This is a genomic window from Modestobacter roseus (assembly GCF_007994135.1).
Classification (GTDB): domain Bacteria; phylum Actinomycetota; class Actinomycetes; order Mycobacteriales; family Geodermatophilaceae; genus Modestobacter; species Modestobacter roseus.
Window position 1 is genome coordinate 2,939,302 of the sequence record NZ_VLKF01000001.1, and the last position, 26,787, is coordinate 2,966,088.

General features: G+C 74.7%; 23 protein-coding genes and 1 pseudogene. 8 read left to right on the forward strand and 16 right to left on the reverse strand.

Annotation, left to right across the window (positions count from 1 at the left end; translation table 11 throughout):
* Window positions 1–6: 6 nt before the first annotated feature.
* On the forward strand, window positions 7–876 hold the full coding sequence (locus tag JD78_RS13875) for an aldehyde dehydrogenase family protein (protein ID WP_166521195.1): 870 nt from the start codon (window positions 7–9) through the stop codon (window positions 874–876).
* 30 nt (window positions 877–906) lie between these two features.
* On the opposite strand, the gene JD78_RS13880 is transcribed toward JD78_RS13875, so the two are convergent.
* Window positions 907–2,424: a PucR family transcriptional regulator gene (locus JD78_RS13880; RefSeq protein ID WP_166521196.1), complete on the reverse strand. Its 1,518-nt coding sequence runs from the start codon at window positions 2,422–2,424 to the stop codon at window positions 907–909.
* Window positions 2,425–2,575: 151 nt separating this feature from the next.
* Here JD78_RS13880 and JD78_RS13885 point away from each other — a divergent pair, with 151 nt between their 5' ends.
* From JD78_RS13885 to JD78_RS13895, 3 genes are read left to right on the forward strand one after another with little or no spacing between them, the layout of a single operon-like run.
* Window positions 2,576–3,073, forward strand: a complete 498-nt coding sequence (locus JD78_RS13885) for a nucleoside deaminase (RefSeq protein ID WP_153361721.1) — start codon at window positions 2,576–2,578, stop codon at window positions 3,071–3,073.
* Window positions 3,070–4,371 carry a cytosine permease gene (gene codB, locus JD78_RS13890; RefSeq protein WP_153361720.1) on the forward strand — a complete coding sequence of 434 codons (1,302 nt, stop codon included), beginning with the start codon at window positions 3,070–3,072 and terminating at the stop codon, window positions 4,369–4,371. The genes JD78_RS13885 and codB overlap by 4 nt, the downstream gene beginning before the upstream one ends.
* A gap of 50 nt (window positions 4,372–4,421) precedes the next feature.
* The gene (locus tag JD78_RS13895) at window positions 4,422–5,876 is read left to right on the forward strand and encodes a hypothetical protein (protein WP_153361719.1); all 1,455 of its coding nucleotides are present in this window, start codon (window positions 4,422–4,424) and stop codon (window positions 5,874–5,876) included.
* A 112-nt stretch (window positions 5,877–5,988) separates the two neighbouring features.
* Here the strand turns inward: JD78_RS13895 and JD78_RS13900 are convergent, their stop codons facing one another.
* The 10 genes from JD78_RS13900 to JD78_RS13945 all read right to left on the reverse strand — a co-directional run bounded on the left by JD78_RS13900 (window position 5,989) and on the right by JD78_RS13945 (window position 17,838).
* On the reverse strand, window positions 5,989–7,611 hold the full coding sequence (locus tag JD78_RS13900) for a DEAD/DEAH box helicase (RefSeq protein WP_153361718.1): 1,623 nt from the start codon (window positions 7,609–7,611) through the stop codon (window positions 5,989–5,991).
* A 231-nt stretch (window positions 7,612–7,842) separates the two neighbouring features.
* A complete protein-coding gene (locus tag JD78_RS13905; protein WP_153361717.1) occupies window positions 7,843–8,919 on the reverse strand; it encodes an adenosine deaminase in 1,077 nt (358 codons plus the stop codon).
* Window positions 8,920–9,098: 179 nt separating this feature from the next.
* Entirely contained in the window at window positions 9,099–9,908 is an 810-nt protein-coding gene (locus JD78_RS13910; RefSeq protein WP_153361716.1) for an ABC transporter permease, read from the reverse strand.
* Window positions 9,905–10,804 (reverse strand): ABC transporter ATP-binding protein, encoded by a 900-nt coding sequence (locus tag JD78_RS13915; protein WP_208104105.1) that lies wholly within the window; start codon window positions 10,802–10,804, stop codon window positions 9,905–9,907. Before JD78_RS13915 ends, JD78_RS13910 begins: the two co-directional genes overlap by 4 nt.
* 53 nt (window positions 10,805–10,857) lie before the next feature.
* On the reverse strand, window positions 10,858–12,141 hold the full coding sequence (locus JD78_RS13920; protein WP_166521197.1) for a thymidine phosphorylase: 1,284 nt from the start codon (window positions 12,139–12,141) through the stop codon (window positions 10,858–10,860).
* Window positions 12,138–12,542, reverse strand: a complete 405-nt coding sequence (locus tag JD78_RS13925; protein WP_166521198.1) for a cytidine deaminase — start codon at window positions 12,540–12,542, stop codon at window positions 12,138–12,140. The genes JD78_RS13920 and JD78_RS13925 overlap by 4 nt, the downstream gene beginning before the upstream one ends.
* Window positions 12,542–13,819 (reverse strand): ABC transporter permease, encoded by a 1,278-nt coding sequence (locus JD78_RS13930; RefSeq protein ID WP_153361715.1) that lies wholly within the window; start codon window positions 13,817–13,819, stop codon window positions 12,542–12,544. The genes JD78_RS13925 and JD78_RS13930 overlap by 1 nt, the downstream gene beginning before the upstream one ends.
* Complete coding sequence (locus JD78_RS13935; RefSeq protein WP_194290529.1) at window positions 13,816–15,072, reverse strand: ABC transporter permease; 1,257 nt, start codon at window positions 15,070–15,072, stop codon at window positions 13,816–13,818. The genes JD78_RS13930 and JD78_RS13935 overlap by 4 nt, the downstream gene beginning before the upstream one ends.
* Window positions 15,069–16,616, reverse strand: a complete 1,548-nt coding sequence (locus JD78_RS13940; protein ID WP_228395325.1) for an ABC transporter ATP-binding protein — start codon at window positions 16,614–16,616, stop codon at window positions 15,069–15,071. Before JD78_RS13940 ends, JD78_RS13935 begins: the two co-directional genes overlap by 4 nt.
* 172 nt (window positions 16,617–16,788) lie before the next feature.
* Window positions 16,789–17,838 (reverse strand): BMP family lipoprotein, encoded by a 1,050-nt coding sequence (locus tag JD78_RS13945; RefSeq protein WP_228395329.1) that lies wholly within the window; start codon window positions 17,836–17,838, stop codon window positions 16,789–16,791.
* Window positions 17,839–18,117: 279 nt separating this feature from the next.
* On the opposite strand from JD78_RS13945, the gene JD78_RS13950 reads away from it, so the two are divergent.
* The gene (locus JD78_RS13950; RefSeq protein WP_166521200.1) at window positions 18,118–19,596 is read left to right on the forward strand and encodes a D-alanyl-D-alanine carboxypeptidase family protein; all 1,479 of its coding nucleotides are present in this window, start codon (window positions 18,118–18,120) and stop codon (window positions 19,594–19,596) included.
* 109 nt (window positions 19,597–19,705) lie between these two features.
* On the opposite strand, the pseudogene JD78_RS22310 reads toward JD78_RS13950, so the two are convergent.
* From JD78_RS22310 to hisC, 4 genes and pseudogenes are all read right to left on the reverse strand, one after another.
* Window positions 19,706–20,566: pseudogene (locus JD78_RS22310) on the reverse strand (YihY/virulence factor BrkB family protein); the annotation flags it as partial.
* Between the two features lie 73 nt (window positions 20,567–20,639).
* The gene (locus tag JD78_RS13955; RefSeq protein ID WP_153361713.1) at window positions 20,640–21,236 is read right to left on the reverse strand and encodes a 2'-5' RNA ligase family protein; all 597 of its coding nucleotides are present in this window, start codon (window positions 21,234–21,236) and stop codon (window positions 20,640–20,642) included.
* On the reverse strand, window positions 21,233–22,261 hold the full coding sequence (gene trpS / locus JD78_RS13960) for a tryptophan--tRNA ligase (RefSeq protein WP_153361712.1): 1,029 nt from the start codon (window positions 22,259–22,261) through the stop codon (window positions 21,233–21,235). The genes JD78_RS13955 and trpS overlap by 4 nt, the downstream gene beginning before the upstream one ends.
* A gap of 27 nt (window positions 22,262–22,288) precedes the next feature.
* On the reverse strand, window positions 22,289–23,413 hold the full coding sequence (gene hisC, locus JD78_RS13965; protein WP_153361711.1) for a histidinol-phosphate transaminase: 1,125 nt from the start codon (window positions 23,411–23,413) through the stop codon (window positions 22,289–22,291).
* Window positions 23,414–23,474: 61 nt separating this feature from the next.
* Between hisC and galE the strand changes: the two genes are divergently transcribed.
* On the forward strand, window positions 23,475–24,431 hold the full coding sequence (gene galE / locus JD78_RS13970; RefSeq protein ID WP_153361710.1) for a UDP-glucose 4-epimerase GalE: 957 nt from the start codon (window positions 23,475–23,477) through the stop codon (window positions 24,429–24,431).
* On the opposite strand, the gene JD78_RS13975 is transcribed toward galE, so the two are convergent.
* Complete coding sequence (locus tag JD78_RS13975; RefSeq protein ID WP_153361709.1) at window positions 24,428–25,759, reverse strand: hemolysin family protein; 1,332 nt, start codon at window positions 25,757–25,759, stop codon at window positions 24,428–24,430. The genes galE and JD78_RS13975 overlap by 4 nt on opposite strands.
* A 204-nt stretch (window positions 25,760–25,963) precedes the next feature.
* Between JD78_RS13975 and JD78_RS21785 the strand changes: the two genes are divergently transcribed.
* Window positions 25,964–26,434 carry a hypothetical protein gene (locus tag JD78_RS21785; protein WP_208104106.1) on the forward strand — a complete coding sequence of 157 codons (471 nt, stop codon included), beginning with the start codon at window positions 25,964–25,966 and terminating at the stop codon, window positions 26,432–26,434.
* The gene (locus tag JD78_RS13985) at window positions 26,419–26,775 is read left to right on the forward strand and encodes a CAP domain-containing protein (RefSeq protein ID WP_153361725.1); all 357 of its coding nucleotides are present in this window, start codon (window positions 26,419–26,421) and stop codon (window positions 26,773–26,775) included. The genes JD78_RS21785 and JD78_RS13985 overlap by 16 nt, the downstream gene beginning before the upstream one ends.
* Window positions 26,776–26,787: the final 12 nt, after the last annotated feature.

Sequence of the window (26,787 nt, forward strand, 5' to 3'; positions counted from 1 at the left end):
ACGACAGTGAGCACCGACCGGCTGACCGTGCGCAAGACGTACAAGCTCTACCTGGGCGGGGCCTTCCCCCGCTCGGAGTCCGGCCGCACCTACGAGGTGCACGACGCCAAGGGTCACTTCCTGGCCAACGCCGCCTGGGCCTCCCGCAAGGACGCCCGGGACGCCGTCGTCGCCGCCCGGGGCGCCTTCGCGAAGTGGTCCGGCGCCACTGCCTACAACCGCGGACAGGTGCTGTACCGGGTCGCCGAGGTGATGGAGGGCCGCGCCGCCCAGTTCGCCGAGGAGGTGGCCGCGGGCGAGGGCTTGAGCAGCACCAAGGCCCGGGCCGCCGTCGACGCCGCCATCGACCGCTGGGTCTGGTACGCCGGGTGGACCGACAAGCTGGCCGCCGTGCTGGGCAGCGCCAACCCGGTCGCCGGCCCCTACTTCGGCTTCTCCACTCCCGAACCGACCGGGGTGGTCGCCGTCCTGGCCCCCCAACGGTCGAGCCTGCTCGGCCTGGTCAGCGTGCTCGCGCCGGTGCTGGCCGCGGGCAACACCGCCGTCGTCGTCTCCGCCAAGGAGCGCCCGCTGCCGGCGATCACCCTCGGCGAGGTGCTCGCCACCTCCGACGTCCCCGGTGGCGTGGTCAACCTGCTCACCGGCGACGCCGCGGAGATCGGGCCGTGGCTGGCCGAGCACGCCGACGTCGACGCGATCGACCTGGCTGGCGCTCCCGGCCCGCTGGCGATGGAGCTGGAGCGCTCCGCCGCCGGCACCATCAAGCGGGTGCTCCGGGCTGCCACCGAGGAGCCGGACTGGACGGCAGACCCCGGCCTGAGCCGGATGACGCCGTTCCTGGAGACCAAGTCGGTGTGGCACCCGATGGGCGTCTGACACCGGCGCCTCGGCTCAGCAGCGCCTCGCTCACCGGCGGCGGGGGCGGCTCCGCCTCCGGTCACGGGCGTGGAGCAGCGCCGCCGCCGCGGTGGCGACGACGAGGTGCTCGTGGGAGGCCGGGTCGTCGACCGACCGGCCCAGGAGCAGCTCGATCCGCTCCAGCCGCTGGTAGAGCGACTGCCGGTGCACGTGCAGCGCCCGGGCGGTCTCGGTCCGGCTGCCGTGCCGCAGGTGGACCGAGAGCGTGTGGACCAGGTCGCTGCCGTGGGCGGCGTCCCAGCTGACCAGCGGCGCCAGCGCGTCGTCCACCAGCTGCCCCAGGCCGCGGTCGTCGAGGTCGGCGAGCAGCCGCGGCAGCACCAGCTCCCGGGACGGGACCGTGCCCCGGCCGAGCAGGGTCGCGGTGGGCAGCGCGGCGTGCGCCTCCCGCAGCGAGTGGCCGGCCTGGGGCAACGACACCGCCGGCCCCACGGTGGTCACCGCACCGTCGACGGCCAGCACGCCGGCCAGCCAGCCGGCCGGGTCGCCGCGGTCCGGGGCCGCCGGGACGGCGACCAGTCCCAGCGCCTCCCCCCGCACCCGGTCGGCCAGCAGCTCCAGGTGGTGCACGTGGGCGGCGTGCGCCCAGGCGCCCACGACCTGTCGGGGGTCCGGTGCCGTGGCGGCCAACCCCAGCACCCGTGCGGTCGGTGGGGGGTGGAAGTCCGCGAGGCCGGCGCGCAGCAGCAGCTCGCGGGTGCCGGGCACCGTGTCGGCCAGCAGGTCGGCCAGCAGCGGCGCGGCCGGGTCGCCGGCGGATCCGCTCCCCGACTGCCCCACCGCCACCGCGGCGACCCCGGCGAGCCGGTCGGCCAGCAGCTCGAGCCCGGGCAGGTCGGCGCCCGGTCCGTCGCCCAGCAGCACCGCTCCCCAGTCCAGGTCCCACAGCCGCACGGGAGCCGAGGCGATCGGCCGGCGCAGCAGCCGGTCGGTGGCCCGCTGGTCCCGCACGCCGGCCGCGGCGACCACCTGCCCGGACCGGGTCACCAGCGCCACCGGCCCCCGGGTGACCGACGCCGCCGCGGCCACCAGCTCGGCAACCCCACCGCCGGCGGCGAGTGCGGCGTGCACCTGACCGAGCACCGCGTCGACGGTCCGCAACCGCCGGGCGCCGAGCTGCAGGATCGCACCGTTGGCCTCCTCGCAGACCCGGATGAACGGCACCACCCGGTGCAGCACGTAGAGCGGCAGGCCCGCCCGCCGCGCCTCGTCGAGCAGCTCCTCGGGCAGCTCCGGCAACGACCGGCCGAGCTCCAGCACGACGGCGGCGACGTCACGCGCCGCCAGCTCGCGGACCCAGTGCCGGCGGGCCCCGGCGTCCGCACCGGTCAGCCCTAGCCCGGTGGTGAGCAGCAGGTCCCCGGCCGACAGCAGCGGCCCGATCTCGTAGATCTCGCTGGAGTGCACCCAGCGCACGGGCGCACCCGGGGACGGCGGCGCCACTGCCACCTCGGGCCCCGCCTCCCGGACCGCGTCCAGCTCGAGGAAGTCGGCGAGCGTCAGCACGGCTGCTCCTCCTGGTCGGGGCGACGATCCGCCACGGATCGCGGTGCTGATCCACGGCGGGTTGATCATTGCGGTTCACGGCGGCCTGGAACAGCGTCCTTGCTCACCGGTGCAGCACCCGGCCGCACCGCTGAGCGAGGAGGCCCTGGACGTGACCACACCACCCGTCCCCCTGGACGAGTCGACCGCCCGCACCTGGCTCGCCGTCGCGCTGGCGGAGGCCCGCGCCGGCGGCGCGAGCGGCGGCGTCCCGATCGGCGCCGCGCTCGTCGCGGCCGACGGCACCGTGCTCGGCCGGGGTCACAACCGCCGGGTGCAGGACGGCGACCCCTCGGCGCACGCCGAGACGGCGGCCTTCCGCGCGGCCGGCCGCCAGCGGTCCTACCGGGGCACCACGATGGTCACCACCCTCTCGCCGTGCTGGTACTGCACCGGCCTGGTCCGCCAGTTCGGCATCTCCCGGCTGGTCGTCGGGGAGACCCGCACCTTCACCGGCGGCCACGAGTGGCTGGCCGAGCACGGCGTCGAGGTCGTCGTCCTCGACGACCCGGACTGCACGGACCTGATGACCCGGTTCGCCACCGAGCAGCCCGGCCTCTGGCTCGAGGACATCGGCAGCGACGACGACGCCGCGGCGGTCTCCCGATGAGCAGCACGCGAGCCCGGGACGACGCCTCGGTGGCGGCCGCCGTCGACCCCGACTACCCCATCGACCCGGTCCCCACCGCGGCGCGCAAGTCGCTGTTCTCCCTGGCGATCGTGCTGCTGGGCTTCACCTTCTTCACCCCGACGATGCTCGCCGGCGCGCAGGTGGGGACGGCGTTCGCCGCCGGCTCGCTGTTCTGGGTGCTGCTGCTCGGCAGCCTCGTCCTCGGCGTCTACGTGGCGGTGATCGGCGGCATCGGTGCCCGCACCGGGCTCACCACGGTGATGATGTGCCGCTACTCGCTCGGCACGGCCGGCTCCAAGCTCGCCTCGGTGCTGCTGGGCGGCACCCAGGTCGGTTGGTACGGCGTCACGGTCGCCACCCTGGCCGGCCTCGTCGCGAGCGCGCTGGAGTGGCAGGGCCGCGGCGCGGAGATCGCGCTGATGCTGGCCGGTGGCGCGGTCATGGGCGTGACCGCCTACGTCGGCTACGCCGGCATGTACGCCCTGTCGGTCGTGTCGGTGCCGCTGATGCTGGCCCTGGCCGGCTGGGTGACGTGGCGCTCGCTGGACGAGGTGGGCGGCTGGAGCGGACTGGCCGGCATCGAACCCACGAGCTCGATGACGATCGCGGTGGCGGTCACCGTCATCGTGGGCACGTTCGTCTCCGGGGGCACCCAGGCGCCGAACTGGACGCGGTTCGCCCGCACACCGCGCAGCGGCTTCTGGGCCTGCCTGGTCGCCTTCCTGGTCGGCGAGTTCCTCATGCTGTTCTTCGGTGCCATCGGGGCGCTGTCCTTCGGCGAGGGCGACTTCGTGCTCGTGCTGTACCAGCTGGGCCTGGTCGGCTGGGGGCTGGTCTTCCTGGTCGCCAACCTGTGGACCACCAACGACAACACCGCCTACAACTTCGGCGTCGCCGGCGCGGAGCTGGCGAACTCACGGTCCAAGAAGCCGTTCGTCGTCGGTGGGGTGGTGCTGGGCACCCTGCTCGCCGTCACCGGCATCTACGACAACCTCATCGAGTACCTGGTGTGGCTGGGGATCCTCGTCCCACCGCTCGGCGGCGTCGTGATCGGCGACCACTTCGCCCGCTGGCGCGCAGGGATGACCGTGCCGGCCGGCCGCCTGCCGGCCGTCGAGTGGCGGAACGTCGCCGTCTACGCCGTCGCCGCCCTCGCCGCGTGGTGGAGCAACGAGGCGGAGTGGTTCATCCCACCGGTCGTGGGGGTCGTGCTGGCGGTCGCCGGGACCTTCGCCGTGCAGCGTCGGCGACGTCCCCAGATGACACCGGCCGGGTGATCCGACCGACCGGCCTGCGGACGTGTGGCCCGACCGGGCAGGATGGGCGGGTGGCCAGGCCCAGCATCGTCCCCATCGCCCTCACTCTCGACGACCGCACCGGCTACACGCTCTGGGCTCCTCCCTGGGAGGAGGACGGCGAGGAGTGGCAGGCGTTCCTCGGCAGCACGGTCGACGTGCCCGCCGACCTCAACGACGACGACCCCGAGGACGGCGTCACCAAGGCCGTCGTGCACCTGTTCCCCTCCCCCGCTGCCCTGGCGGCCTTCTGCCGCACCAGCACCGACCACGACCTGGCCGACCACCCGGTCTGGCCGGTCGTCGCCGGGCTCGACGCCGGTGACCTCACCCCCGACGAGGACCACCGGTTCGACCTCGACGGCGTCTACGACGTGGTCGCGGAGAACCCGGACCGCTGGGCGGTCGACGAGCTGGCCGCCGTCGTCGACGTCGTCGGCCGCATCGCCGAGTGCTGCGACACCACCGACGACGAGGACGACCTGCTCGACGACGACGAGACCGAGTTCGAGTCCGTCGCCGAGCTGGTCGCCCGCCCCGAGGTGGCCGCGCTGCCCCTCGGCGTGCAGGCGTTCCTCGGCCGCACCGGTGAGGAGTCGTGGCAGCGGCTGGGCACCGCCATCGACGAGCTGTGGGAGGACGTGCTCGAGGAGCTCGACGACCACCTGGACTGGACCGGCGCGGGCCGGGTCTCCACCGACGACTACCCGTCGGCCGCCGAGGAGGCGGAGGCCCGCGCGGCCGAGCCCGACGACGACGAGGACGACGTCGACCTGGTCGACGAGGACGACACCGCCCGCCCGGCCGTGGCCGGGGCCGGCGCGCAGCGCCAGCCCGCCGGGTCCACCGCTGCCGCGCCGGGCGTGCAGACCACCGGCACCCGGGACATCCGCGGTGGCAGCCGGCTGACCGCCAGCCCCGCCGCGGTCGCCGCCGCCCAGGAGTTCTGGGAGGCCGTGGGCATCCTCCCCGTCGAACTCGTCGTCCCCGAGGGCGCCGGCCTGACCCTCCGCTGCTACGTGGAGGACCGGGCCCGGTTCCTCGGCCGGGACGGGCAGGTCTTCCTGTTCCCCTCCCCGGTCGAGCTGGCCCGGTTCTGCTCCTCCGACGAGCGCCACGACCTCACCGGCATCGCCTCCTGGCCGGAGGTGGCCGACACCGACGTCCTGCCGCTGCCGGCCGACCAGGACCGCTACGACCTCACCGTGCTCGCCGAGGTGCTGCGCGAGGTCGTCGGCGGGGCGGGCGGGCTGGTGCAGCACGAGGCGCTCGAGCAGCCGGTGGAGGGCGTGCGCGACGTCGCCGAGTACGCCGGGCTCGCCCGGGTGGAGCAGTTGCTCACCGGCGACACCCCGCTGGGTCGCGCCGTCGCCCGCAGCGAGTCCGACCCGTCGGCGCCGCTGCCGGCCTCGGACGCCGCCGTGCTGGCCAGCACCTGGGACGAGGTCGTCACCGAGGTCAGCGGGGTGCTGCGCTTCCGCGAGTGACGCGCCGTCCCGCTCCCCGCGGGGTCACCCACGAACGGCAACGGCCGGCCCCCGCGGTGCGGGGGCCGGCCGTTGCCGTTGCTCGCCCGTCCCTCAGGGGACGGGCCTGACCTCAGTAGGAGCGGGCCGGGCGCGAGGGCCGGCCGCCGGAGCGCTGCCCCTCGCTGGAACCGCGGTAGCCACCGGTGCGCCGGTCGCCGCCACCGGAACGATCCCGATCGCCGTAGGAGCGCTCGCCCGAGGGGCGGTCACCGTACGAGCGGTCGCGGTCACCGGAGGGACGGCCGGCGGAGCGATCCCGATCGCCGTAGGAGCGCTCGCCCGAGGGGCGGTCTCCGTACGTGCGGTCGCGGTCGCCGGAAGGACGACGGGGGCCACCGCGGTAGCCACCGGGACGCTCGCCCGAGGGGCGGCGCCCGCCGGAGCCACCGGCCGGACGGCGCGACTCGCGCACCGGACGGACGATCGGCTCCACGAAGGTGCCACCCGCGACCAGGTCGCTGATCGCGGTGTCACCCGGACGGATCCGGGAGACCTGCGGGTCGACCTTGGCCTGACGGAACCGGCGCTTGGACTGCCCCACCTGGTCGGGGAGCAGCAGCGAGACGACGACACCCGCGGCACCGGCGCGCGCGGTGCGGCCGGAGCGGTGCAGGTAGGTCTTGTGGTCGGCCGGCGGGTCGTAGTGCAGCACAAGCGACACGTCGTCGACGTGGATGCCACGCGCGGCGACGTCGGTGGCCACCAGCACCGGGCTGCGGGCGTCGGTGAACGCCTCCAGGGCACGGCGGCGCGCGGACTGCGGCAGCCCGCCGTGGATGGCCTCGGCGGAGATGCCGACGGCCTGCAGGTTGCCGGCCAGCCGGTCGGCCCCGTGCTGGGTGCGCACGAAGATGATGATCCGGCCCGGACGGGCGGCCATCGCCTCGGTGACCTTCAGCTTGTCCGGGAAGGACACGCTGTAGGCCAGGTGCTCGGCCTGCGGACCGGAGTCGGCGGCCTTGACGACCTCGTGCCGCGCCGGGTCCTTGAGGTAACGGCGGACCAGGGTGTCGACCTCGCCGTCCAGGGTGGCCGAGAACAGCAGCCGCTGGGCGTCCGAGCGGGTCTGGTCGAGCAGCTCCTTGACCACCGGCAGGAAGCCGAGGTCGGACATGAAGTCCGCCTCGTCGATGATCGAGACGGCGACCTCGGAGAGGGTCGTCTCGCCCTGGTTGATCAGGTCCTGCAGCCGGCCGGGGGTGGCGATGAGCACGTCGACCCCACGACGGAGCTGCTGGATCTGGCGGTACATCGAGGCGCCGCCGTAGACGGCGGCCAGCTGGACGCCGACCGACTGCCCGAGCGGGGCCAGGTTGTCGTGCACCTGCTGGGCCAGCTCGCGGGTCGGCACGAGGATCAGGCCGCGCGGCGCGCGGCGGCCCTGCTGGACGTCGTCGCCGAGGCGGGCGAGCAGCGGCAGGCCGAAGGCCAGCGTCTTGCCCGAGCCGGTGGCGGCCTTGCCGAGCACGTCGCGCCCGGCGAGGGCGTCCGGCAGGGCGGAGGTCTGGATGGCGAACGGGTGGCGGATGCCCTTGCGCTCCAGCGCGGTGACCAGGCCCTGGGGCAGGCCCAGCTGGGCGAAGGTCGGGCCGGTGGGCTCGGGGGCCTCGACCGGGGTCACGGCAGCGGCCGTGACGTCGTCGGGGGTGTTCTCAGGGGTGGTGCGGGTGTCGACAGAGTCGAACGAGGACAAGCGGGAACTCCGATACAGATCGGTGCGCGTCCCGTGGTGATGCCGGGCGCCGGGGAACCGACGCCCACACTGGTGATCGCCGCCGTCTGCGATGACGCGTGATCTGCACGGATGCGCTGTGCCCGGGCAGGACCGCCCGGGAGGATGACCGGCACACTCACCGGCACGGTCAGGTTAGCAGCGCGACGGCCATCGGCATTCCCGAGCGCCCGGAGTTCCTCCGGCCGGGGGTCAGCCGCGCAGGGCGGCGTAGCCGGGGCGGAGCACCTCGGTGAGCAGCCGGTCGCGCTCGGCCGGGTCGACGAACGCCCCGGTCAGCGCGCGTTCGGCGACCGTCTGCACGTCGTCCCACCCCCAGCCGAAGGTGTCCACGACCGCGGTCAGCTCGCTGCTGGCCGAGACCCCGCTCATCAGCCGGTTGTCGGTGTTGAGGGTCACGGCGAAGCCGGCCCGGTGCAGCCGGTCGACCGGGTGGTCGGCCAGCGACGGGTAGGCGCCGGTCTGCACGTTGGACGACGGCGCGACCTCCAGCGGCACCTGCGCGTCGCGGACCCGCTGCGCGACCGGGCCCAGCGGGCCGCCGTCCGGCACCTCGTCGGCGATGCGCACCCCGTGGCCCAGCCGCTCGGCGCGGGCGCCGTCCAGCGCGGCGGCGATCGAGCCGATCCCGGCGGCCTCCCCCGCGTGGACCGTGCGGTGCGCGCCGGCCCGGTCCAGCACGGCGATCGCCTCCGGGATGCGGTCCGGCGGGAAGCCGTCCTCGGGGCCGGCCAGGTCGAACCCGACGACGCCCGCACCCCGGTGCCGGACGACCTGCTCGGCGACCTCGACCCAGCGGTCGGCCTGGCGCATCGCGCACAGCAGGGTGCCGACGACGATCGGGGTGCCGGTGGCCGCCGCCTCCCGGGCGCCCTGGGCGTAACCGTCGAGCATCGCCTCGACCACCTCGTCCAGCGACATCCGCCCGTCGGTGAGCAGCTCCGGCGCCATCCGCACCTCGGCGTAGACGACGCCGTCGGCGGCCAGGTCGAGGGCGCACTCCCGGGCCACCCGCTGCACCGCCTCCGGGCGCTGCAGCACCGCGACGGTGTGCGCGAAGGTCTCCAGGTAGCGCGGCAGCGACCCGGAGTCGGCCGCCTCGCGGAACCAGCGGCCGAGCGCGTCGGGCTCGTCCGCCGGCAGGTCGCGGTACCCGGCCTCGTCGGCGAGCTCCAGCACCGTCTGCGGCCGCAGCCCGCCGTCCAGGTGGTCGTGCAGCAGCACCTTCGGCGCACGGGCGAGGTTCTCAGCGGTCAGCGGGGCGGCCATGGGGTGATCCTGCCCAACGGTGCGATGACACGCGGAGCCGGGGACGGGTACGGACCCCGCCCGTCAGGGCGTCCGGAGTCGGGTCGCGGGGCCGGAGGCTCCCGACCCGACTCCGGGGAACGGCTCAGCGCGGCCGGGGGACGCCTCCTGGCCGCGGTGCGGCCCGGAGGGCCGCTGTGTCATCTCCGGTCCTGCCAGCGGAAGGTGCGCACGCAGAGCACCAGGCCGACGACGCACCAGATGCCCAGCACCAGGGCGACCCGGCCCAGCTCCCAGGTGCCGGCCGGCTCGGCGGCCGCCAGCGCGTCGGGCAGGAAGACCGACCGCAGCCCCTGCGCCATCCACTTCAGCGGGAACAGGGCCGCGATCGTCTGCAGCCAGGTGGGCACCTCGCTGAACTGGAAGAACACCCCGGAGATGAACTGGAGCACCAGCGCGATCGGGGTCACCGTGGCCGACGCCGACCGGCCGTTGCGGGCCAGGCTGGAGACCGCGATGCCCAGCAGCGTGCAGGCCGCCGAGCCGAGCCCGGCGACCCAGGCGAAGGTCAGCCAGTCGGTGCCCGAGGGCAGCGCGACGTCGTAGAAGACGACGCCGATCACCAGCAGGATCGCCACGATCGCCAGGGTGACGACGAGGACCTGCACGACCTTGCCGACGAAGTAGGCGCTCTTGGGCATCGGCGTGCCGGCCAGACCCTTGAGCGTGCCGTCGGAGCGCTCGGTGGCGATGCTGATCGCCATGTTCTGCAGGCTGGCGCCGAGGATCCCGGCGGCGATCACCCCGGCCATGAAGTACTGGGTGAAGCTGACCCCGGATCCCAGGTCGTAGTCGAGCACCGCGCCGAAGACCAGCAGCAGGATGACCGGGAACATCAGCGTGAAGACGACGGACTCGCGCTGGCGGAAGAACTCCTTGAGCTCGACCCCCGCCCGGGTCCGGCAGACGCCGGCGATCGACGGCAGCGAGCGCTCCGTGGTGGCCGTCATGCCGGCTCTCCGATCATCTTCAGGTAGACGTCCTCGAGCGTGGGGCGGGCGACGGCCAGGTCGGGCACCTCACCGGGGAACCGGGCGGCGAGCCCGGCGACGAACGCCGTCGGGGTGGCGGTCTCGGCCACCCGGCGGGCGCCGTCCTCGGTCCAGCTGACGACGGCGGGCGCGGTCCCCCGCCCACCGAGCTCGGCCGGGACGGCGACCTCGACCAGCCGGCCGCGGGCGATCACACCCACCCGGTCGGCCAGCTCCTCGGCCTCGTCCAGGTAGTGGGTGGTGAGCAGCATCGTGGTGCCCAGGTCGCGCAGCGACCGGATCAGCGACCAGAACTGCCGGCGGGCCTCCGGGTCGAAGCCGGTCGTCGGCTCGTCCAGGAACAGCAGCCGGGGGCGGCCGACGATGCCGAGTGCGACGTCGAGGCGGCGGCGCTGGCCGCCGGAGAGGGTGCGGCCGCGGGAGCCCGCCTTCTCGGTGAGCCCGACCAGCTCCAGCACCTCGTCGGGGTCGCGCGGGTCGGCGTAGTAGGACGCCTGGGCGCGCAGCAGCTCGCGGCAGGTCAGCTGGCTGTCCCCGGCACCGGACTGCAGCACGATGCCCAGCTCGCCCTTCCAGGCCCGCCCCCCGGCGGCCGGGTCGACGCCGAGCACCCGGACGTCGCCGCCGTCACGGCTGCGGTAGCCCTCCAGCACCTCGACGGTGGTGGTCTTGCCGGCGCCGTTGGGTCCCAGCAGCGCGAAGATCTCCCCGCGCCGGATGTCCAGGTCCAGGCCGTCGACGGCCGCGCGGTCCCCGTAGCGCTTGACCAGGCCGCGCACCGAGATGGCGGCGTCCGGGTCCAGCGGCGGCGCCACGGCCGCGCCGGTGGCGGGGAGGAGCGAGTCCTTCTGCACGAGGGGACAGTGTCCTCCACCCACCTGTGCGACCGGGCGCCGGGGCGCGCCGCTCAGCCGGTGATGCGGTCGATCAGCAGCGGCAGCGGCTGGTCACCGGTGTCGACGCCGACGGCGCCCTCCAGCGCCTCCAGCGCGCGCGGGATGCGGGCGGCGTCGTCGGTCTGCAGCTCCAGCAGCGGCTGCCCGGCGGTCACCTGCTCCCCCACGCCCGCGTGCCAGACGACACCCGCCGCGGCCGAGACCGGGTCCTCCTTGCGGGCACGCCCGGCGCCCAGGCGCCAGGCGGCCACCCCGAGCGCGTAGGCGTCCAGCCTGGTCAGGGTTCCGGTGGCCGGGGCGGTCACCACGTGCCGCTCGGTCGGCTGCGGCAGGGCGGCGTCCGGGTCCCCGCCCTGGGCGGCGATCATCGCCCGCCAGGCGTCCATCGCGCGCCCGTCGGCGAGCGCGTCGGCGGGGTCGACGTCGTCCCGCCCGACCCCGGCGAGCATCTCCCGGGCCAGCGCCAGGGTCAGCTCGACGACGTCGGCCGGCCCGCCGCCGGCGAGCACCTCGACGGACTCGGCGACCTCGACGGCGTTGCCCGCCGAGCGGCCCAGCGGCCGGTCCATCGCCGTCACGAGCGCGACGGTGCGCACGCCGGCCGCCTCGCCCAGACCGACCATGGTGCGGGCCAGCATGCGGGCGTCGTCGGGGTCGCGCATGAAGGCGCCCGAGCCGGTCTTCACGTCCAGCACGAGCGCGTCGGCGCCCTCCGCGATCTTCTTGCTCATGATCGAGCTGGCGATCAGCGGGATCGACTCGACCGTGCCGGTGACGTCGCGCAGCGCGTACAGCACCTTGTCCGCCGGGGCGAGGTCGGCGCCGGCGGCGCAGATCACCGCGCCGACGTCGCGCAGCTGCTGCACGTACTCCGCGTCGGTGAGCGAGGCCCGCCAGCCGGGCACGGACTCCAGCTTGTCCAGCGTGCCGCCGGTGTGGCCCAGCCCGCGCCCGGACAGCTGCGGGACGGCGACCCCGCAGGCCGCCACCAGCGGGGCCAGCGGCAGGGTGATCTTGTCGCCGACGCCGCCGGTCGAGTGCTTGTCGGCGGTCGGCCGGCCCAGCGAGGAGAGGTCCTTGCGGACCCCGGAGTCGATCATCGCCTGGGTCCACGCGGCGAGCTCGTCACCGGACATGCCGCGGAAGAACACCGCCATGAGCAGCGCGCTCATCTGCTCGTCGGGCACCACGCGGTCGGTGTAGGCGCGGATCACCCAGCGGATCTCCTCCGGGGTGAGCGGCCGGCCGTCGCGCTTGGCGCGGATGACGTCGATGGCATCGAACGGCTGGGTCATCGGGACGCCGCCTTCACGAGATCGTCGGGACCGAAGGCGTCGGGCAGCACGTCGCTCATCGGCACGATGCCCAGCGACACCGTCTCGATGAGCATGTCCGCACCCCCGTGCTCCCACAGCAGCTGCCGGCAGCGACCGCAGGGCATCAGCGGCTGCCCGTCGCCGCCGACGCAGGCGACGGCGACCAGCCGGCCGCCCCCGGAGCGGGCCAGGTCGCTGACCATGCCGCACTCGGCGCACAGGCCCAGGCCGTAGGAGGCGTTCTCCACGTTGCAGCCGGTGACCACCCGGCCGTCGTCGACCAGACCGGCCACCCCCACCGGGAACTTCGAGTAGGGGGCGTACGCGTGCGTCATCGCCTCCCGGGCCGAGGCCCGCAGGGCGTCCCAGTCGACGTCCATCAGTGCTCTCCTCGTCGGTAGACCAGCCCGTCGGCCTTCGGCGGCCGCAGCCGTTGCGAGGCCAGCGACAGGACCAGCAGCGTGGTCAGGTGCGGGGTGAAGGAGACGATGCCCGGGGGCAGCTGGTCGATGGTGAGGAAGCCGGCCAGCGCTGCGGCACCGAACGCCACGGCGATCACCGCCTGCACGTAGCGGCGCCGGGTGGCCTGCCAGATCGCCACCCCCACCAGGATCACGGCGACGAGCAGCAGCAGCGCGACGACGGCGGTCCGGCTGCGCAGCTGCAGGGCGTCGGCGAAGCCGAACAGGCCGGCACCGGCGGCGAGCCCGCCCGGCCGCCAGTTGCCGAAGATCAGCGCGGCCAGGCCGATGAAGCCGCGGCCGTTGGTCTGCCCCTCGCGGTAGATGTTCGCGATGAAGACCAGGAAGACGCCGCCCAGCCCGGCCAGCATGCCGGAGATGACCACCGCGATGTACTTGAGCCGGTAGACCGGGACGCCGAGGGAGTCCGCCGCCGCCGGGTTCTCCCCGCAGGAGCGCAGCCGCAGGCCGAACGCGGTCCGCCAGAGCACCAGGTAGGCCGCCGGGACCATCAGCACCGCCAGCACGGTGAGCACACCGACCTCGTTGCTCACCCCGCGGAGCAGGCCGGCGAGGTCGCTGACCAGGAACCAGTGCCGGGACTCCAGGTCACCGAGCAGGTCGGGCCCGGAGGAGAGCACCGGCAGCGAGAGGCGCGGTGGGCTCGAGGACAGCGGCGGCGACTGGGTGACACCGCCGCCCGCGGCGTTGTCGGTGTAGAGCAGCTCGGAGAGGAAGCGGACGACGCCGGCGGCCAGGATGTTGATCGCCACACCGGAGACGACGTGGTCGACGCCGAAGGTGACGGTGGCGACCGCGTGCACCAGGCCACCGAGCGCCCCGAAGAGCGCGCCGCCGGCCAGCGCACCGACCCAGCCCCACTGGTACCCGGCCCAGCCGGCGCCCCAGGTGCCCAGGATCATCATGCCCTCGAGGCCGATGTTGACCACGCCCGCGCGCTCGGCGAACAGCCCACCGAGGGCGACCAGCAGGAGCGGCACGGCGAGCAGCAGCGCGGCGCCGAAGGTGGACGACGACGTCAGCGCCTGCTGACCCGAGATCACCCGGACCGCGGAGAACAGCACCAGCAGCCCGACCAGCAGCCAGGTCACCCGGCGCGCCCGGCCACCGCCGAGGAACAGCTCGGTCACCGGCCCGCGGCCGGCGGAGGTGGGTACGGCGGTTGCGGTGCTCATGCCCCTGCTCCCTGACGGCTGTCGGTGCGGCCGGGTTCGCCGGACGCGTTGCGGACCCCGACGCCGGTGCCGGTGCCCGTCGTGGGACCGCCGTCCGGCGGCGGCCCGTCGCCGGGCCCCTGCCCGCCACCGGTGCTGCCGTCACCGGAGGTGGGCGGCGCGACCGCGTTGCCGCGCTCGGCCTGCTGCCGGGTCACCCGGCGGGCGATCTCGTTGGCGACGACGACGGCGAGCACGATCGTGCCCTGGATGATCGTGACGACCGAGGCCGGGATGTCGGCGAACTGGAGCGGGATCGCGGCCCGGTCCAGGAAGGCGAACAGCAGCGCCCCGAAGGCGATGCCCAGCGGGGAGTTGCGGCCCAGCAGGGCCACGGCGATGCCCAGGAAGCCCAGCCCGGCGGTGAACTCGGTGTTGTAGTCGTGCGCGTCGCCGAGCAGTTCGGGCAGGCCGATCAGGCCGGCGATGGCACCGGAGATGAGCATCGTCTTGAGCACCATGCGGCGGGCGTCCACCCCGCTGGCGGTCGCCGCGGACGGCGACATCCCGGTGGCCCGCAGGTCGAAGCCGAACCGGGTGCGCTTGATCAGCACGGCCACGACGACACCGACCACGATGGCCACGACCAGGAAGCCGTAGAGGTCCGAGCGGGGTTCGGCCAGGCCCAGGCCGGTGAGCACCCCGTTGAGGCCGGGGAACCAGCCGGACTCGGGGATCTCGCTGGTGGTGATGATCGAGGCGCCCTCCGGTGACCCGCGCAGCGGCCCGGTGAGCAGGTAGGACGCCAGCCCCAGGGCGATGAAGTTGAGCATGATCGAGCTGATCACCTCGCTCACGCCCCGGGTCACCTTCAGCACGGCGACGATGCCGGCCCAGAAGGCCCCGACCGCCATCGCGACGACGATGATGAAGAGCAGGTGCAGCGGCCCGGGCAGGACCACCGCCGCGCCGGCGCCGGCGGCGAGCACGGTGGCGATCCGGTACTGGCCCTCGACGCCGATGTTGAACAGGCCCATCCGGAAGGCGACCGAGACCGCCAGCCCGGCCAGGAACAGCGGCACCGCCCGGTTGAGCACGAGCACGATCGCCTGGGTCTGCTGGGCCGGCGAGTCGCCGAAGTCGAACATGACGCGGACCGCGGTGACCGGGTTCTGGCCGATCAGCGCGATGACGGCCGCGGACAGGGCGAGGGCCACGACCAGGGCGATGGCCGGGGCCATCAGCGACAGGCCCAGCCGGCGGAGGGCGGTCACGCCGCACCCACCGAGTGGTCGCCGCGCGAGGCGCCGGTCATGTGCCCACCGAGTTCCTCCGGGGTGACGCGTCTCGGGTCCAGCGTCGCGACCAGCGCGCCGCGGAGCATCACGTGCAGCGTGTCGGACAAGCTGATCAGCTCGTCCAGGTCGGCCGAGACCAGCAGGATCCCCATCCCCTCCGCGCGGGCGTCCTTGAGCAGCTCCCAGATGCCCGCCTGGGCGCCGACGTCGACCCCGCGGGTCGGGTGGGCGGCGATCAGCAGCCGCGGGTGCGCGCTCATCTCGCGCCCGACGATCAGCTTCTGCTGGTTGCCCCCGGACAGCGCCACCGCCGCGGTGTCCGGCCCGGGCGCGCGGACGTCGTACTCGCGCATGATCCGGGCGGTGTCCGCGCGGGCGCCCTTGCGGTCGATGAACACGCCCTTGACCGCCGGCGGCTGGGTCTGGTGTCCCAGGATCCGGTTCTCCCACAGCGGCGCGTCCAGCAGCATCCCCTGCCGGTGCCGGTCCTCGGGGACGAAGCCGATGCCGCCCTCGCGGCGTCGGCGGGTGCTCCAGTCCGCGATGTCCTCGTCGCCGAGCCGGAGCTCACCGGCTGCCAGGGGCCGCAGGCCCATGATCGCGTCGACGAGCTCGGCCTGGCCGTTCCCCTCGACGCCGGCGATCCCGACGACCTCCCCCTCGCGCACGGTCAGGGTCACGTCGTCAACGACCGACCGGCCACCGGCGACGGCGCTGACGGAGACCCCGCGCATCCGCAGCACGGGGACCTCGCGCACCGTGGACTCCCGGGGCGCGGCGACGGGCAGCTCGGCGCCGACCATCAGCTCCGCCAGCTCCTTGGCCGTCGTCGTCCGGGGGTCGGCGGTGCCGACGGTGGTGCCCCGGCGGATGACGGTGATCGCGTCGGCGACCTTGCGCACCTCGTCGAGCTTGTGCGAGATGAAGATGACGGTGAGGCCCTCGCGCTTGAGCTCGGCGAGGTTGCCGAACAGCTCGTCGACCTCCTGCGGGACCAGCACGGCGGTCGGCTCGTCGAGGATCAGGGTGGTGGCGCCCCGGTAGAGCACCTTGGCGATCTCCACGCGCTGCCGGTCACCGACGCCGAGGTCCTCGACCAGGCTGTCGGGGTGCAGGCCCAGGGCGTAGCTGTCGGAGATCTCCTGGATCCGGCGACGGGCCGCCGCGCGGTCCAGCCGGCCGCCCCTGGTCGGCTCGCTGCCGAGGACGACGTTCTCCAGCACGGTGAAGTTGTCGGCCAGCATGAAGTGCTGGTGGACCATCCCGATGCCCGCGGCGATGGCATCGGCCGGGCTCCGGAAGGTCGCCGGCTTCCCGTCGAGCAGGATCTCGCCCTCGTCCGGGCGGTGCATGCCGTACAGGGTCTTCATCAGCGTGGACTTGCCCGCGCCGTTCTCCCCCACGATGGCGTGCACCTCACCGCGCCGGACGCGCAGCTCGATGTCCTTGTTGGCCACGACGCCGGGGAAGCGCTTGGTGATGCCACGCAGCTCGACCGCCAGTGGTGCCGACTCGTTCAACGGGGACTCCATGGTGGGCGCTGGACCGGGACTGGTGACCGGAGGTCTTCCGGTCGTGAGCGCGTCGGACGACGTCCGGTCCGACGCGGAGACGGTACACACGGAAAACGGCGGGCCCGGGGGGTGTACCGCCCCCGGGCCCGCCGCGTCCGTGCTGCTCAGGACGAGCGCGTCACGGGATCGTCGGGACCTCGATCTCGCCGTCGATGATCTGCTGCCGGTAGTCGTCGATCTGGGTCTGGATGTCGTCGATCTGCCCGCCGGAGGTGGACAGCCCCACCCCGTCGGTCGACAGGTCGTTGACGATGTCCTGGCCGCCGTCGACGGAGCCCTCGGAGAAGTCGGTGATGAACGACTCCACCGCGTTGTCGACCCGCTTCAGCATCGACGTCATGATCACCGCCTGCAGCGCCGGGTCACCGACCGTCTCGTACTGGTCGGAGTCGACACCGATCGCGCGGCCACCGGAGGCGGCCGCGGCCTCGAAGACGCCCTGACCCGAGCCGCCGGCCGCGTGGTAGACGATGTCGGCGCCGGCGTCGAACATGCCCTGGGCGACGATCCGGCCGCGGGCCGGGTCGCCGAAGCCGGAGAAGTCACCGGCCGGGGAGATGTACTGGGTGTCGATGATGATGTCCGGGTCGACCGCCTGGGCGCCCGCGACGTAGCCCGCCTCGAACTTCTGGATCAGCGGGTTCTCGACGCCGCCGACGAAGCCGATGTGGCCGGTCTCGGACTTCAGCGCCGCAGCCGCGCCGGCGAGGAAGGACCCCTGCTCCTCGGCGAAGAGCAGGCCGGTCAGGTTGTCGGCGTCCATCTCGGCCACCGACGAGTCGACGACGGCGAAGGTGGTCTCGGGGTACTCGGCGGCGATGTCGCCGATGATCTCGCCGTAGGCGAAGCCCACGCCGATCACCGGGTCGTAGCCCTGCTCGGCCAGCTGGGTGAGCAGCTCGGCGCGGTCGGAGCCGTCGTCGTTGGGCGACAGCTCCTGCACCTCGCCGCCCATCTCCTCGATGGCGGCCTCGACCCCGGCGTAGGCGGAGTCGTTGAACGACTTGTCGCCCCGACCGCCGGTGTCGTAGGCCAGACCGACCATGAGCTCGTCGCCGCCGCCGCCACTGGCGCTGCCGCCCGAGTCGCCGTCGGTCTCGTCGCTGGCGCAGGCCGCCAGGGCCATGCTGCCGGCCAGCAGCAGTGCCGCGGCCTTCATCCCACGCACTCGGCGCAAGACGGTCTCCTCTCTCATGGGCCCGCCGACCTGGTCGGTGGACCCCGGTGCCTGGGGGTGTCCGGTGCTCCGTCGCCGCCCTCTGCCCGGGAGCCGGGCGGGACGACGACGCCCCCGGCACGCTAACTGCGGGTGGCGCGGGTGCGGCCACCAGGCGACGGATAGAGATGGGATCGTTGCCTACGGGCAACACCGGGCACACACCTGCCGGCCGTGGTGAGACGGCGCCCACACCCGGCCCTCGGGCCCGGCCGGGTTAGCGTGCCCGTCATGCGCCACCCGACGCCCCCGGCCCGGTCGCGCGCCGGCGCCGCCGTCCGGTCCGCCGTCGCCTGCACCCTGCTCACCTGCCTCACGGCCGCTGTCGCGGTGCTCGCCCCCGCCGGTGCCCCCGCCCGCGCCGAGACCGCCCGGCCCACCGTCGACCCGTCCGCCCCCACCCCGAGCACCCCCTACGCCGCGGGTCCGCCGCAGGGGAGCGCCGCGGACGGCAGCACCGTGGGCGGGGAGGGGCTGGACACCCGCGGGGTGGTCACCGCCGAGGGCGCCCCGCCGCTGCCGGAGGGCATCGACGCGCGCGGCTGGCTGGTGGCCGACGCGGGCACCGGCCAGGTGCTCGGCGCCCGCGACCCCCACGGCCGCTACTACCCGGCGAGCGCCCTCAAGACGCTGACCCTGCTGACCCTCGCCCCGCAGCTCGACCCGGGGCAGGTCGTGGTCGGTACGGTGGAGGACGAGGCGATCGAGGGCAGCCGGGTGGGCCTGGTGCGCGACGGCCAGTACCCCGTCGACCTGCTCTTCCGGGCGCTGGTCATGCAGTCGGGCAACGACGCGGCCAACGCCCTGGCCCGCGCCGCCGGCGGGGTGCCGCCCACGGTCGCGGCGATGAACGCCACCGCCGCCCGGCTGGGGGCATCGGACACCGTCGTCGGCACGCCGTCCGGGCTCGACGTCGCCGGCCAGTCGTCCTCGCCCTACGACCTGGCGCTGTTCATGCGCGAGCTGGTCACCGACCCCTACACGCTCGACGTCCTGCAGACCCGGATCGCGCAGATGCCCCCGGCGCCCGGGTACGAGGGCTTCCAGATCCAGTCGCAGAACGGGCTGATGTGGGACTACCCGGGGACGCTGGGCGGCAAGACCGGCTTCACCGACGCGGCGCGGCACACCTTCGTGGCCGCCGCCGAGCGTGACGGCCGCCGGCTGGTGGTCAGCCTGATGCAGGCAGAACGCCGCCCGGTGCACGAACAGCAGCAGGCGGCCCGCCTGCTCGACTGGGGCTTCGCCACCCCGGCCACCGTCGAGGCCCCCGGCCGGCTGGTCGCCCCGGACGAGCCCGAGCCGACCGCGCCGGCCACCTCGGCCCGGCCCAGCCGGACCGCGACGCCGTCGCCGGCCGCCGCTGCGCCACCGGTCACCGCCGCACCGGCCGCGGCCGAGCAGGACAGCCCGCTGGTGCCGGCCGCCCTGGCGGTGGCCGCGGTCCTGGTGGTGCTCGCGACCCTGCTGGGCCGCCGCCGGGCCCGTCGCCCGGTCAGCCGCCGGCCGGAGGCCGGCGACGACGGGTCAGCAGCCGGCTCCCCACCGCACCCACCAGCGCACCGGCCCCCAGCAGCCCGACCGCCGTCCGCACCGGGGACACCACCGGGGACACCACCGTCGGACGACCCGGACGGTCCGGGGGCACCGGGTCCGGGGGCACCGGGTCCGGGGGCACCGGGTCCGGGGGCACCAGGTCCGGAGCGCTGACCCTCGGCCGCACGTGGCCGGCAGCGATCCGCTCCCGCTCCACGGCCGGGATCGTCGCCGTCCACGCGGCGGTGTAGAAGGCGAACTGGAAGACCAGGTTCAGCCAGACGATCAGGCCCACGATCCCGCCGAAGGTCTGCGCGGTGACGTTGCCGCTGATGATCGTCAGGTAGATGTTGCCGGCCACCTTGAGCAGTTCGAAGCCGACCGCCCCGAACACCGCGCCGGGCAGCAGCCGGCGCCAGCCGAACGGGTTGTCGGGCACGCCGCGCAGCAGCCACAGGAAGACCAGGGTGTCCCCGGCCAGCGCCAGCACGATCGCCACCGCCGCGGTGACCACCCCGACGCCGGGCGCGTCCGCCAGCCCCAGCAGGTCCAGCAGCCACGCCGACGCCGACGTCGCACCCGTGGTCAGCCCGACGCTCAGCGCCCCCGCCACCCCGAAGCCCAGCAGCCCGGCGACGTCCTTGACCCGGTCGGCGAGGAACGCCGGCGGGTCGGGTTGCCCCCGCCAGACGACGTCCATGCCCACCCGGATCCGGTCCATCGCGCGCAGCCCGAGGAGGAGCGCACCCAGCAGCCCGACGACGCCGAAGGTGGTGGCGCTGTCGATCGCCACCTCCGCCTGGGCGGCGAGGTCGTCGCCGGTCGAGCCGGGCACCGCGTCGCGGATGCCGGAGACGAGCTGTTCCTCCAGCAGCGGGTTGCCGCGCAGCACCAGGCCGGCGACGGCGGCGACCAGCAGCAGGACGGGGAACAGCGCCAGGAACACGTAGTAGGTGACCCCGGAGGCGAGCAGGTCGGCCTGCACCCGGTCGAAGTGGCCACCGGCGTGCACCAGGTGGTCCAGCCACCCCCATCGGTCGCGCCCCCGGCGCAGCAGGCGGCGTGCGGCGGCCGCCAGCCGGGTGAACGGGCCGCCCGGGGCCGGGCCGTCGGCACGGCCGGGTGTCGTCCTGGCCTCGGTCACCGGACCGAGTCTGCGGTCTGACCGCCTCCCGCGCGCGTCGGCCGACGGGCCCCGGGGCCGGTCGCGCCGCAGGTCAGCGCGGTGCGCCGGTGAGCGGGTACTCGCGGGCGACGGCCCACGCGCCGTCGGGGAGCTGCTCGAACTCGGTGAAGGACTCCACCCGGAACTCCGCGTGCACCTCGGCCAGTCCGGCGTGCGCCAGGTCGAGCATCTCGCCGGGCACGTCGTGCGCGACGGTGACGTGCGGGTGGTACGGGAACGCCAGCGGCCGGGCCAGCGGCCCGGTGCGGACGTCGGTGGCGATCAGCTCGCAGTCGGCGATGCCCCGCACCACGGCGACGAAGACCACCTCCGAGACCGGCCGGAACGTGCCGGTGCCCGACAGGCGCATGTCGAAGGGCGGGTGGGTGTCCGCGACCTGCGCCAGGTGTGCGCTGATCGTCTGCCGGTCGGCGACCGCGACCTCGGTGGGCGGCAGCAGGGTCACGTGCGGCGGGACCAGGTTCGCCTGCGGGTCACCGCACTTGCCGCGCCACTCGACCAGCAGCTGCGCCCACGGCTCCGGGATCGACACCACCACGCCCAGCACGGCGGTGTCGGCCGGCACCTCGCGCTCCGCCGGGGGGCGGTGCACGAAGGTGTCGTCGGCGCGCAGCGGTCGTCCGGTCACGCCGGCGTGCCCCCGAACGGGGCCAGGAAGCCCACCCGCTCGTAGACGGTGGCCAGGGTGGGGGCCGCGACCGCACGGGCGCGGGCGGCGCCGGCGGCCAGCACCCGCTCCAGCTCGGCGGTGTCGGCCAGCAGTTCTGCGGTGCGCTGCTGCACCGGGGCGAAGGCCTCGGTGACGACGTCGGCGAGCTCCTTCTTGAGGTCGCCGTAGCCGCGGCCGGCGAAGTGCTCCTCCAACTGGGCGGTGCTCTGCCCGGACAGCGCCGAGTGGATGGCCAGCAGGTTGGTCACGCCCGGCTTGCCCACCGGGTCGGCGACGACCTCGCGGCCGGTGTCGGTGACCGCCGAGCGGATCTTCTTCGCCGTCACCTTCGGGTCGTCCAGCAGGTTCACGCAGCCGGCCGGCGGGAGGCTCTTGCTCATCTTCTTGTCCGGCGACTGCAGGTCCAGCACCTTCGCCGCACCCGGGGGCACGTAGGCCTCCGGCAGGGTGAAGGTGTCGCCGTACCGACCGTTGAACCGGGTGGCCAGGTCGCGGGTGAGCTCCAGGTGCTGGCGCTGGTCCTCGCCCACCGGCACCCGGGCGGCCTGGTACAGCAGGATGTCGGCGGCCTGCAGCACGGGGTAGGTGAACAGCCCGACCGACGCCGCGCCGGCGCCCTCGCGGGTGCTCTTGTCCTTGAACTGGGTCATCCGGCTGGCCTCACCGAAGCCGGTGAGGCACTGCAGCACCCAGGCGAGCTGGGCGTGCTCGGGCACGTGGCTCTGCACGAACAGCGTGCTGCGCTCGGGGTCGACGCCCAGCGCGAGCAACTGCGCGGCGGAGACCAGCGTGCGCTGGCGCAGCACTGCCGGGTCGGGCTGCTCCGCGGTGATCGCGTGCAGGTCGACGACGCAGTAGAAGGCGTCGTGGTCGTCCTGCAGCGCCACCCACTGCCGCAGCGCACCCAGGAGGTTGCCGAGGTGGAACGAGTCAGCCGTCGGCTGGATGCCGGACAGCACGCGGGGAGCAGGCACGTCCCTCATCGAACCACGCGTCCCACCGGTCCCCGGTCAGGTGTCCGCAGCCGCGGCCCCGCCGCTGGTCAGGACGGCGTCCAGCGCGCCGAGGAAGACGTCGTCCTCCTCCGGCGTCCCGACGGTCACGCGCAGGCCCTCGCCCGCGAACGGCCGGGTGATCACCGCGCGCGACTCCAGCGCGGCCGCCACCTCGGCGGTGCGCTCACCCAGCGGCAACCAGACGAAGTTGGCCTGGCTGTCGGCGACCGGCAGGCCGCGCTCCCGCAGGGCCGCGGTGAGCCGGGCGCGCTCGGTGACGACGGCGGCGCAGCGCCGCCGCACCTCGTCCTCGCTCGCCAGCGCGGCGACCGCCGCGGCCTGCGCGAGGCTGGAGACGCTGAAGGGCACGTGAGTGCGGCGGACGGCGTCGGCGACGGCCGGGTCCTCGGCCAGCAGGTAGCCCACCCGCAGGCCGGCCAGCCCCCACGCCTTGGAGAACGTGCGCAGCACCGCGACGTTGGGCCGTCCGCGCATCAGCTCCACGCCGTCGGGGACGTCCTCGTCGGTGACGAACTCGCGGTAGGCCTCGTCGAGCACGACCAGGGCCGTCTCGGGCACCGCATCGAGGAAACGTTCCAGCTCGGCTCGGCGCACCGCCGTCCCGGTGGGGTTGTTCGGGTTGCAGACGAACACCAGCCGGGTGCTCTCGTCGACCACCGCGGCCAGCGCCTCGAGGTCGTGGGTGTCGGCGGCGCCGCCCGGCGCGCCGGGCACCAACGGCACCTGCTGGGCGCGGGCACCGGCCACCTGGGCCAGCAGCGGGTACATCTCGAACGACCGCCAGGCGAACGCGATGCCGGTGCCCGGGTCGCAGTAGGCCTGGGTCAGCTGCTGCAGCACGGTCACCGCGCCGCACCCGGTGGCCACCTGCGCGGGCGCGACGCCGTACCGCTCCGCCAGCGTCGCGGTGAGCACCGTCGCGCCGTTGTCCGGGTAGCGGTTGGTCTCCCCCGCCGTCGTCGCGATCGCCTCGACGACGGCGGGCAACGGGGGGAAGGCCACCTCGTTGCTGGCCAGCTTCACCGCGCGCGGGACGCCGATCTCCCGGGCGAGGTCGGCGGGGTTGCGGCCGGGCCGGTAGGCCGGCATCGCTGCGACGGCGGGGCGTGCGCTGACCACGGGCGGGCTCCTCCTGCGCGCGGCGGCCGGACCCCGGCGGGGCGCTGGCTAGGCTCGCACCATGCGCGTTCTCGTCACCGGCGGCGCCGGGTACATCGGCAGCGTAGTCACCGCGGCCCTGCTGGCCGAGGGCCACGAGGTCACCGTGCTCGACGACCTCTCCACCGGGCACGCCGACGCCGTCCCGGTCGGCGCCCGGCTGGTCCGGGCCTCGCTGCACGACTCCGCCCCGGTGCTCGCCGAGGTGCGCCCCGAGGCCGTGCTGCACTTCGCCGCGAAGAGCCTGGTCGGGGAGAGCCAGCAGGCCCCGGAGCTCTACTGGGAGAACAACGTCGGCGGGTCGCTCGCCCTGCTCGAGGCGATGCGCGCCGCGGACTGCCGCCGGATCGTCTTCTCCTCCACCGCCGCCACCTACGGCGAGCCCACCGAGGTGCCGATCCCGGAGACGGCGCCCACGCGGCCGACCAACACCTACGGGGCCAGCAAGCTCGCCGTCGACACGATGCTGACCAGCTACGCGGTGGCGTACGACGTCGCCGCGGTGAGCCTGCGCTACTTCAACGTGGGCGGCGCCGCCTTCGGCCGGGGCGAGCGGCACGCCACCGAGACGCACCTGATCCCGATCGCCCTGCAGGTCGCTGCCGGCACCCGCGAGTCCCTGACCGTCTACGGCGACGACTACCCGACGCCGGACGGCACCTGCATCCGCGACTACGTGCACGTCACCGACCTCGCCGCCGCCCACCTGCTGGCCCTGCCGGCGCCGGCGCCCGGCGAGCACCGGGTCTACAACCTGGGCAGCGGCAGCGGGTTCTCCGTGCAGGAGATGGTCGACGCCGTCCGCGAGGTCACCGGGCACGAGCTGCCGGTGGTCGTGGGCCCGCGGCGTGCCGGCGACCCGGCCCGCCTGGTGGCCAGCTCGGCCCGCATCCGCGAGGACCTGGGCTGGCAGCCGGTGCACACCGACCTGCGGGAGATCGTCGGCGACGCCTGGACGTTCGCGCAGCAGCGCGGCTAACGGGCCTCGGGCTCCGCGGCCGCGCCCTCGGCGTCCTCGGGCTCGGGCGCGGCGCTGACGCCGATGCGCGCGATCCGGCGTCCGTCCAGCTCCAGCACGGTGAGGGTGCGCCCCTCGACGTCGGCGACGTCCCCGACCACCGGCAGCCGGCCCAGCGCGGCGAGCAGGTAGCCGGCGACCGTCTCGTAGGGGCCCTCGGGCAGGTGGAGGCCGGTGGACTCGGCGAAGTCGTCGAGGTTCAGCAGCCCGTCGAGCTCCTGCGGGCCACCGGTGGGCTCGGCGTCCTCACCGGCGACGTCGGCGTCGTACTCGTCGTAGATGTCCCCGATGACCTCCTCGATGAGGTCCTCCAGCGTGACGATGCCGTCGGTGCCGCCGTACTCGTCGACGACGATGGCGAAGTGCCGGTTCTCCCGGCGCATCTCCGACATCGCGTTGAGCACCTTCGCCGTGCCGGGAAGCCGCTTGACCTCCCGCGCCAGGTCGGCCACGGTCGCCGCGCGGCCGGCGGGGTGGGTCGGCAGGAAGAGGTCACGGACGTGCACGAAGCCGACGACGTCGTCCTCACCCCGGCCGATCACCGGATAGCGCGACCAGCTGGAGTCGGCGACCTGCTTGGCCGCCCGGCTCGCGGTGGTCGAGCCGTCCAGGAAGTGCACCTCGGTGCGCGGGGTCATCACCTCGCGCACCTCGCGGTCCCCGGCCCGGAACACCTCGTCGATCAGCCGCCGCTCGTCGCTGGACAGCGACTCGTGCGCCGCGACCAGGTCACGCAGCTCCTCCTGGCTGATCGACTCCCCGCTGACCTTCGGGTCGCCGCCCAGCAGCCGGACGAGCAGGTCGGTGCTCGTCGACAGCAGCCAGATCACCGGCCGGAAGAGCTTGGCGATGGCGTTCAGCGGCGCGGCGACGACCAGCGCGAAGCCCTCGGCCCGCTGCAGCGCCAGGCGCTTGGGGGTGAGCTCGCCGACCACCAGGGACAGGTAGCTGATGGCGATGGTGACCGCGACGAAGGACAGCGGGTCCGCCAGCCCCTCCGAGAGGCCGAACGTGCCCTGCGCCCAGTCGGCGAGCGGCGCGGACAGCGTGCTGGCGCCGAAGGCGGCGGAGAAGAAGCCGGCCAGGGTGACCCCGACCTGGACGGCGGCGAGGAACCGGTTGGGGTCGGAGACCAGCTTGCTCAGGGCCTGTCCCCGGCGGCCGGTGTCGGCCAGCGCCCGGACCTGCGAGTCGCGCAGCGAGACCAGGGCGATCTCGGCCCCGGCGAAGGCGCCGCCGACGAGGACGAAGCCCAGGACCATGACGATGTTGAGCCAGACGTCGCTCACGAGCGGCGTGTTCCTCCAGATGCGGTGCTCGGCAGGGCTCTGCCGGCGTCAGCGGACCACGGTAGTGGCCGGACCCGGGGCAGGTCCTCCAGCGGCAACCCGCCCCCCTCCCCCGGGTGTTCCCCACCACGACCCGCTGGTGACGCTGTGTCCCCGGCTACCCTCGACCGGGTGACCGCCGCGACCCGCTGCTGAGGACGTGCCATGCCGCCCTCCCCGCCCCGCCCGTCCGCGCTCCGGCGTCTGGACGCCGCCCTGTCCCGGCCCCTGCGGCGGGGTGGCCGGCAGCTCTGGGCGCCCCTGCTGCTGGTCGCCGTCCTGGTGCTCCTCGGGTCCGGCGCGACCGTGGTGCACGGCGTGGTGCGCACGCAGCTGGCCGAGACCGCCGCCGAGGCCCCGCAGCCCGAGGCGGCGGCCACCCCTGCCCCGGACACAGCTCCGGACGACGCCGCCGCCGACGTTCCTGCCGATGTCCCGGCGGAGGCGGTGGCCGAGACCGCCGCTACCGATCCCCCGGCCGCCGAATCCGCAGCGGAGACGGAGCCGGCCGTCTCGTCGTCCGCCCCCGCGCCCGCTCCCGCCCCGACACCCGCCCCGTGCCGGCACCGGCCCCGGCCCCGGCACCTGCGGCCCCGGCCGCCGCCGGCACCGAGCAGCGGGTGCTCGACCTGGTGAACGCCGAGCGCGCGACGGCCGGCTGCCCGGCCGTCATCGCCGACCCCGCCCTCGCCGGCGTCGCCCGCGCGCACAGCGCGGACATGCGGGACCGGGACTACTTCTCCCACATCGACCCCGACGGCCAGGACCCGTTCGCCCGGGCTCGAGCGGCCGGGATCCAGACCGCGCGGGCGGAGAACATCGCCTACGGCCAGCCGGACGCCGCCGCGGTGATGGCCGCCTGGATGGCCAGCCCCGGCCACCGGGCGAACATCCTGAACTGCGAGCTGGGCACCCTCGGCGTCGGCGTCGCGGAGGGCGCCGGCGGCCCCTGGTGGACCCAGCTCTTCGGCTCCTGAGCCGGGCTGGTG

What these genes read in the sequence shown, in the direction of transcription:
- JD78_RS13930 (WP_153361715.1), bottom strand. Translation starts at nt 13,819, where the DNA reads ATGAGCACCGCAACCGCCGTACCCACCTCCGCCGGCCGCGGGCCGGTG.
- JD78_RS13925 (WP_166521198.1), bottom strand. Translation starts at nt 12,542, where the DNA reads ATGGACGTCGACTGGGACGCCCTGCGGGCCTCGGCCCGGGAGGCGATG.
- galE (WP_153361710.1), top strand. Translation starts at nt 23,475, where the DNA reads ATGCGCGTTCTCGTCACCGGCGGCGCCGGGTACATCGGCAGCGTAGTC.
- JD78_RS13920 (WP_166521197.1), bottom strand. Translation starts at nt 12,141, where the DNA reads ATGACCCAGCCGTTCGATGCCATCGACGTCATCCGCGCCAAGCGCGAC.
- JD78_RS21785 (WP_208104106.1), top strand. Translation starts at nt 25,964, where the DNA reads ATGCCGCCCTCCCCGCCCCGCCCGTCCGCGCTCCGGCGTCTGGACGCC.
- trpS (WP_153361712.1), bottom strand. Translation starts at nt 22,261, where the DNA reads ATGAGGGACGTGCCTGCTCCCCGCGTGCTGTCCGGCATCCAGCCGACG.
- JD78_RS13950 (WP_166521200.1), top strand. Translation starts at nt 18,118, where the DNA reads ATGCGCCACCCGACGCCCCCGGCCCGGTCGCGCGCCGGCGCCGCCGTC.
- JD78_RS13910 (WP_153361716.1), bottom strand. Translation starts at nt 9,908, where the DNA reads ATGACGGCCACCACGGAGCGCTCGCTGCCGTCGATCGCCGGCGTCTGC.
- codB (WP_153361720.1), top strand. Translation starts at nt 3,070, where the DNA reads ATGAGCAGCACGCGAGCCCGGGACGACGCCTCGGTGGCGGCCGCCGTC.
- JD78_RS13905 (WP_153361717.1), bottom strand. Translation starts at nt 8,919, where the DNA reads ATGGCCGCCCCGCTGACCGCTGAGAACCTCGCCCGTGCGCCGAAGGTG.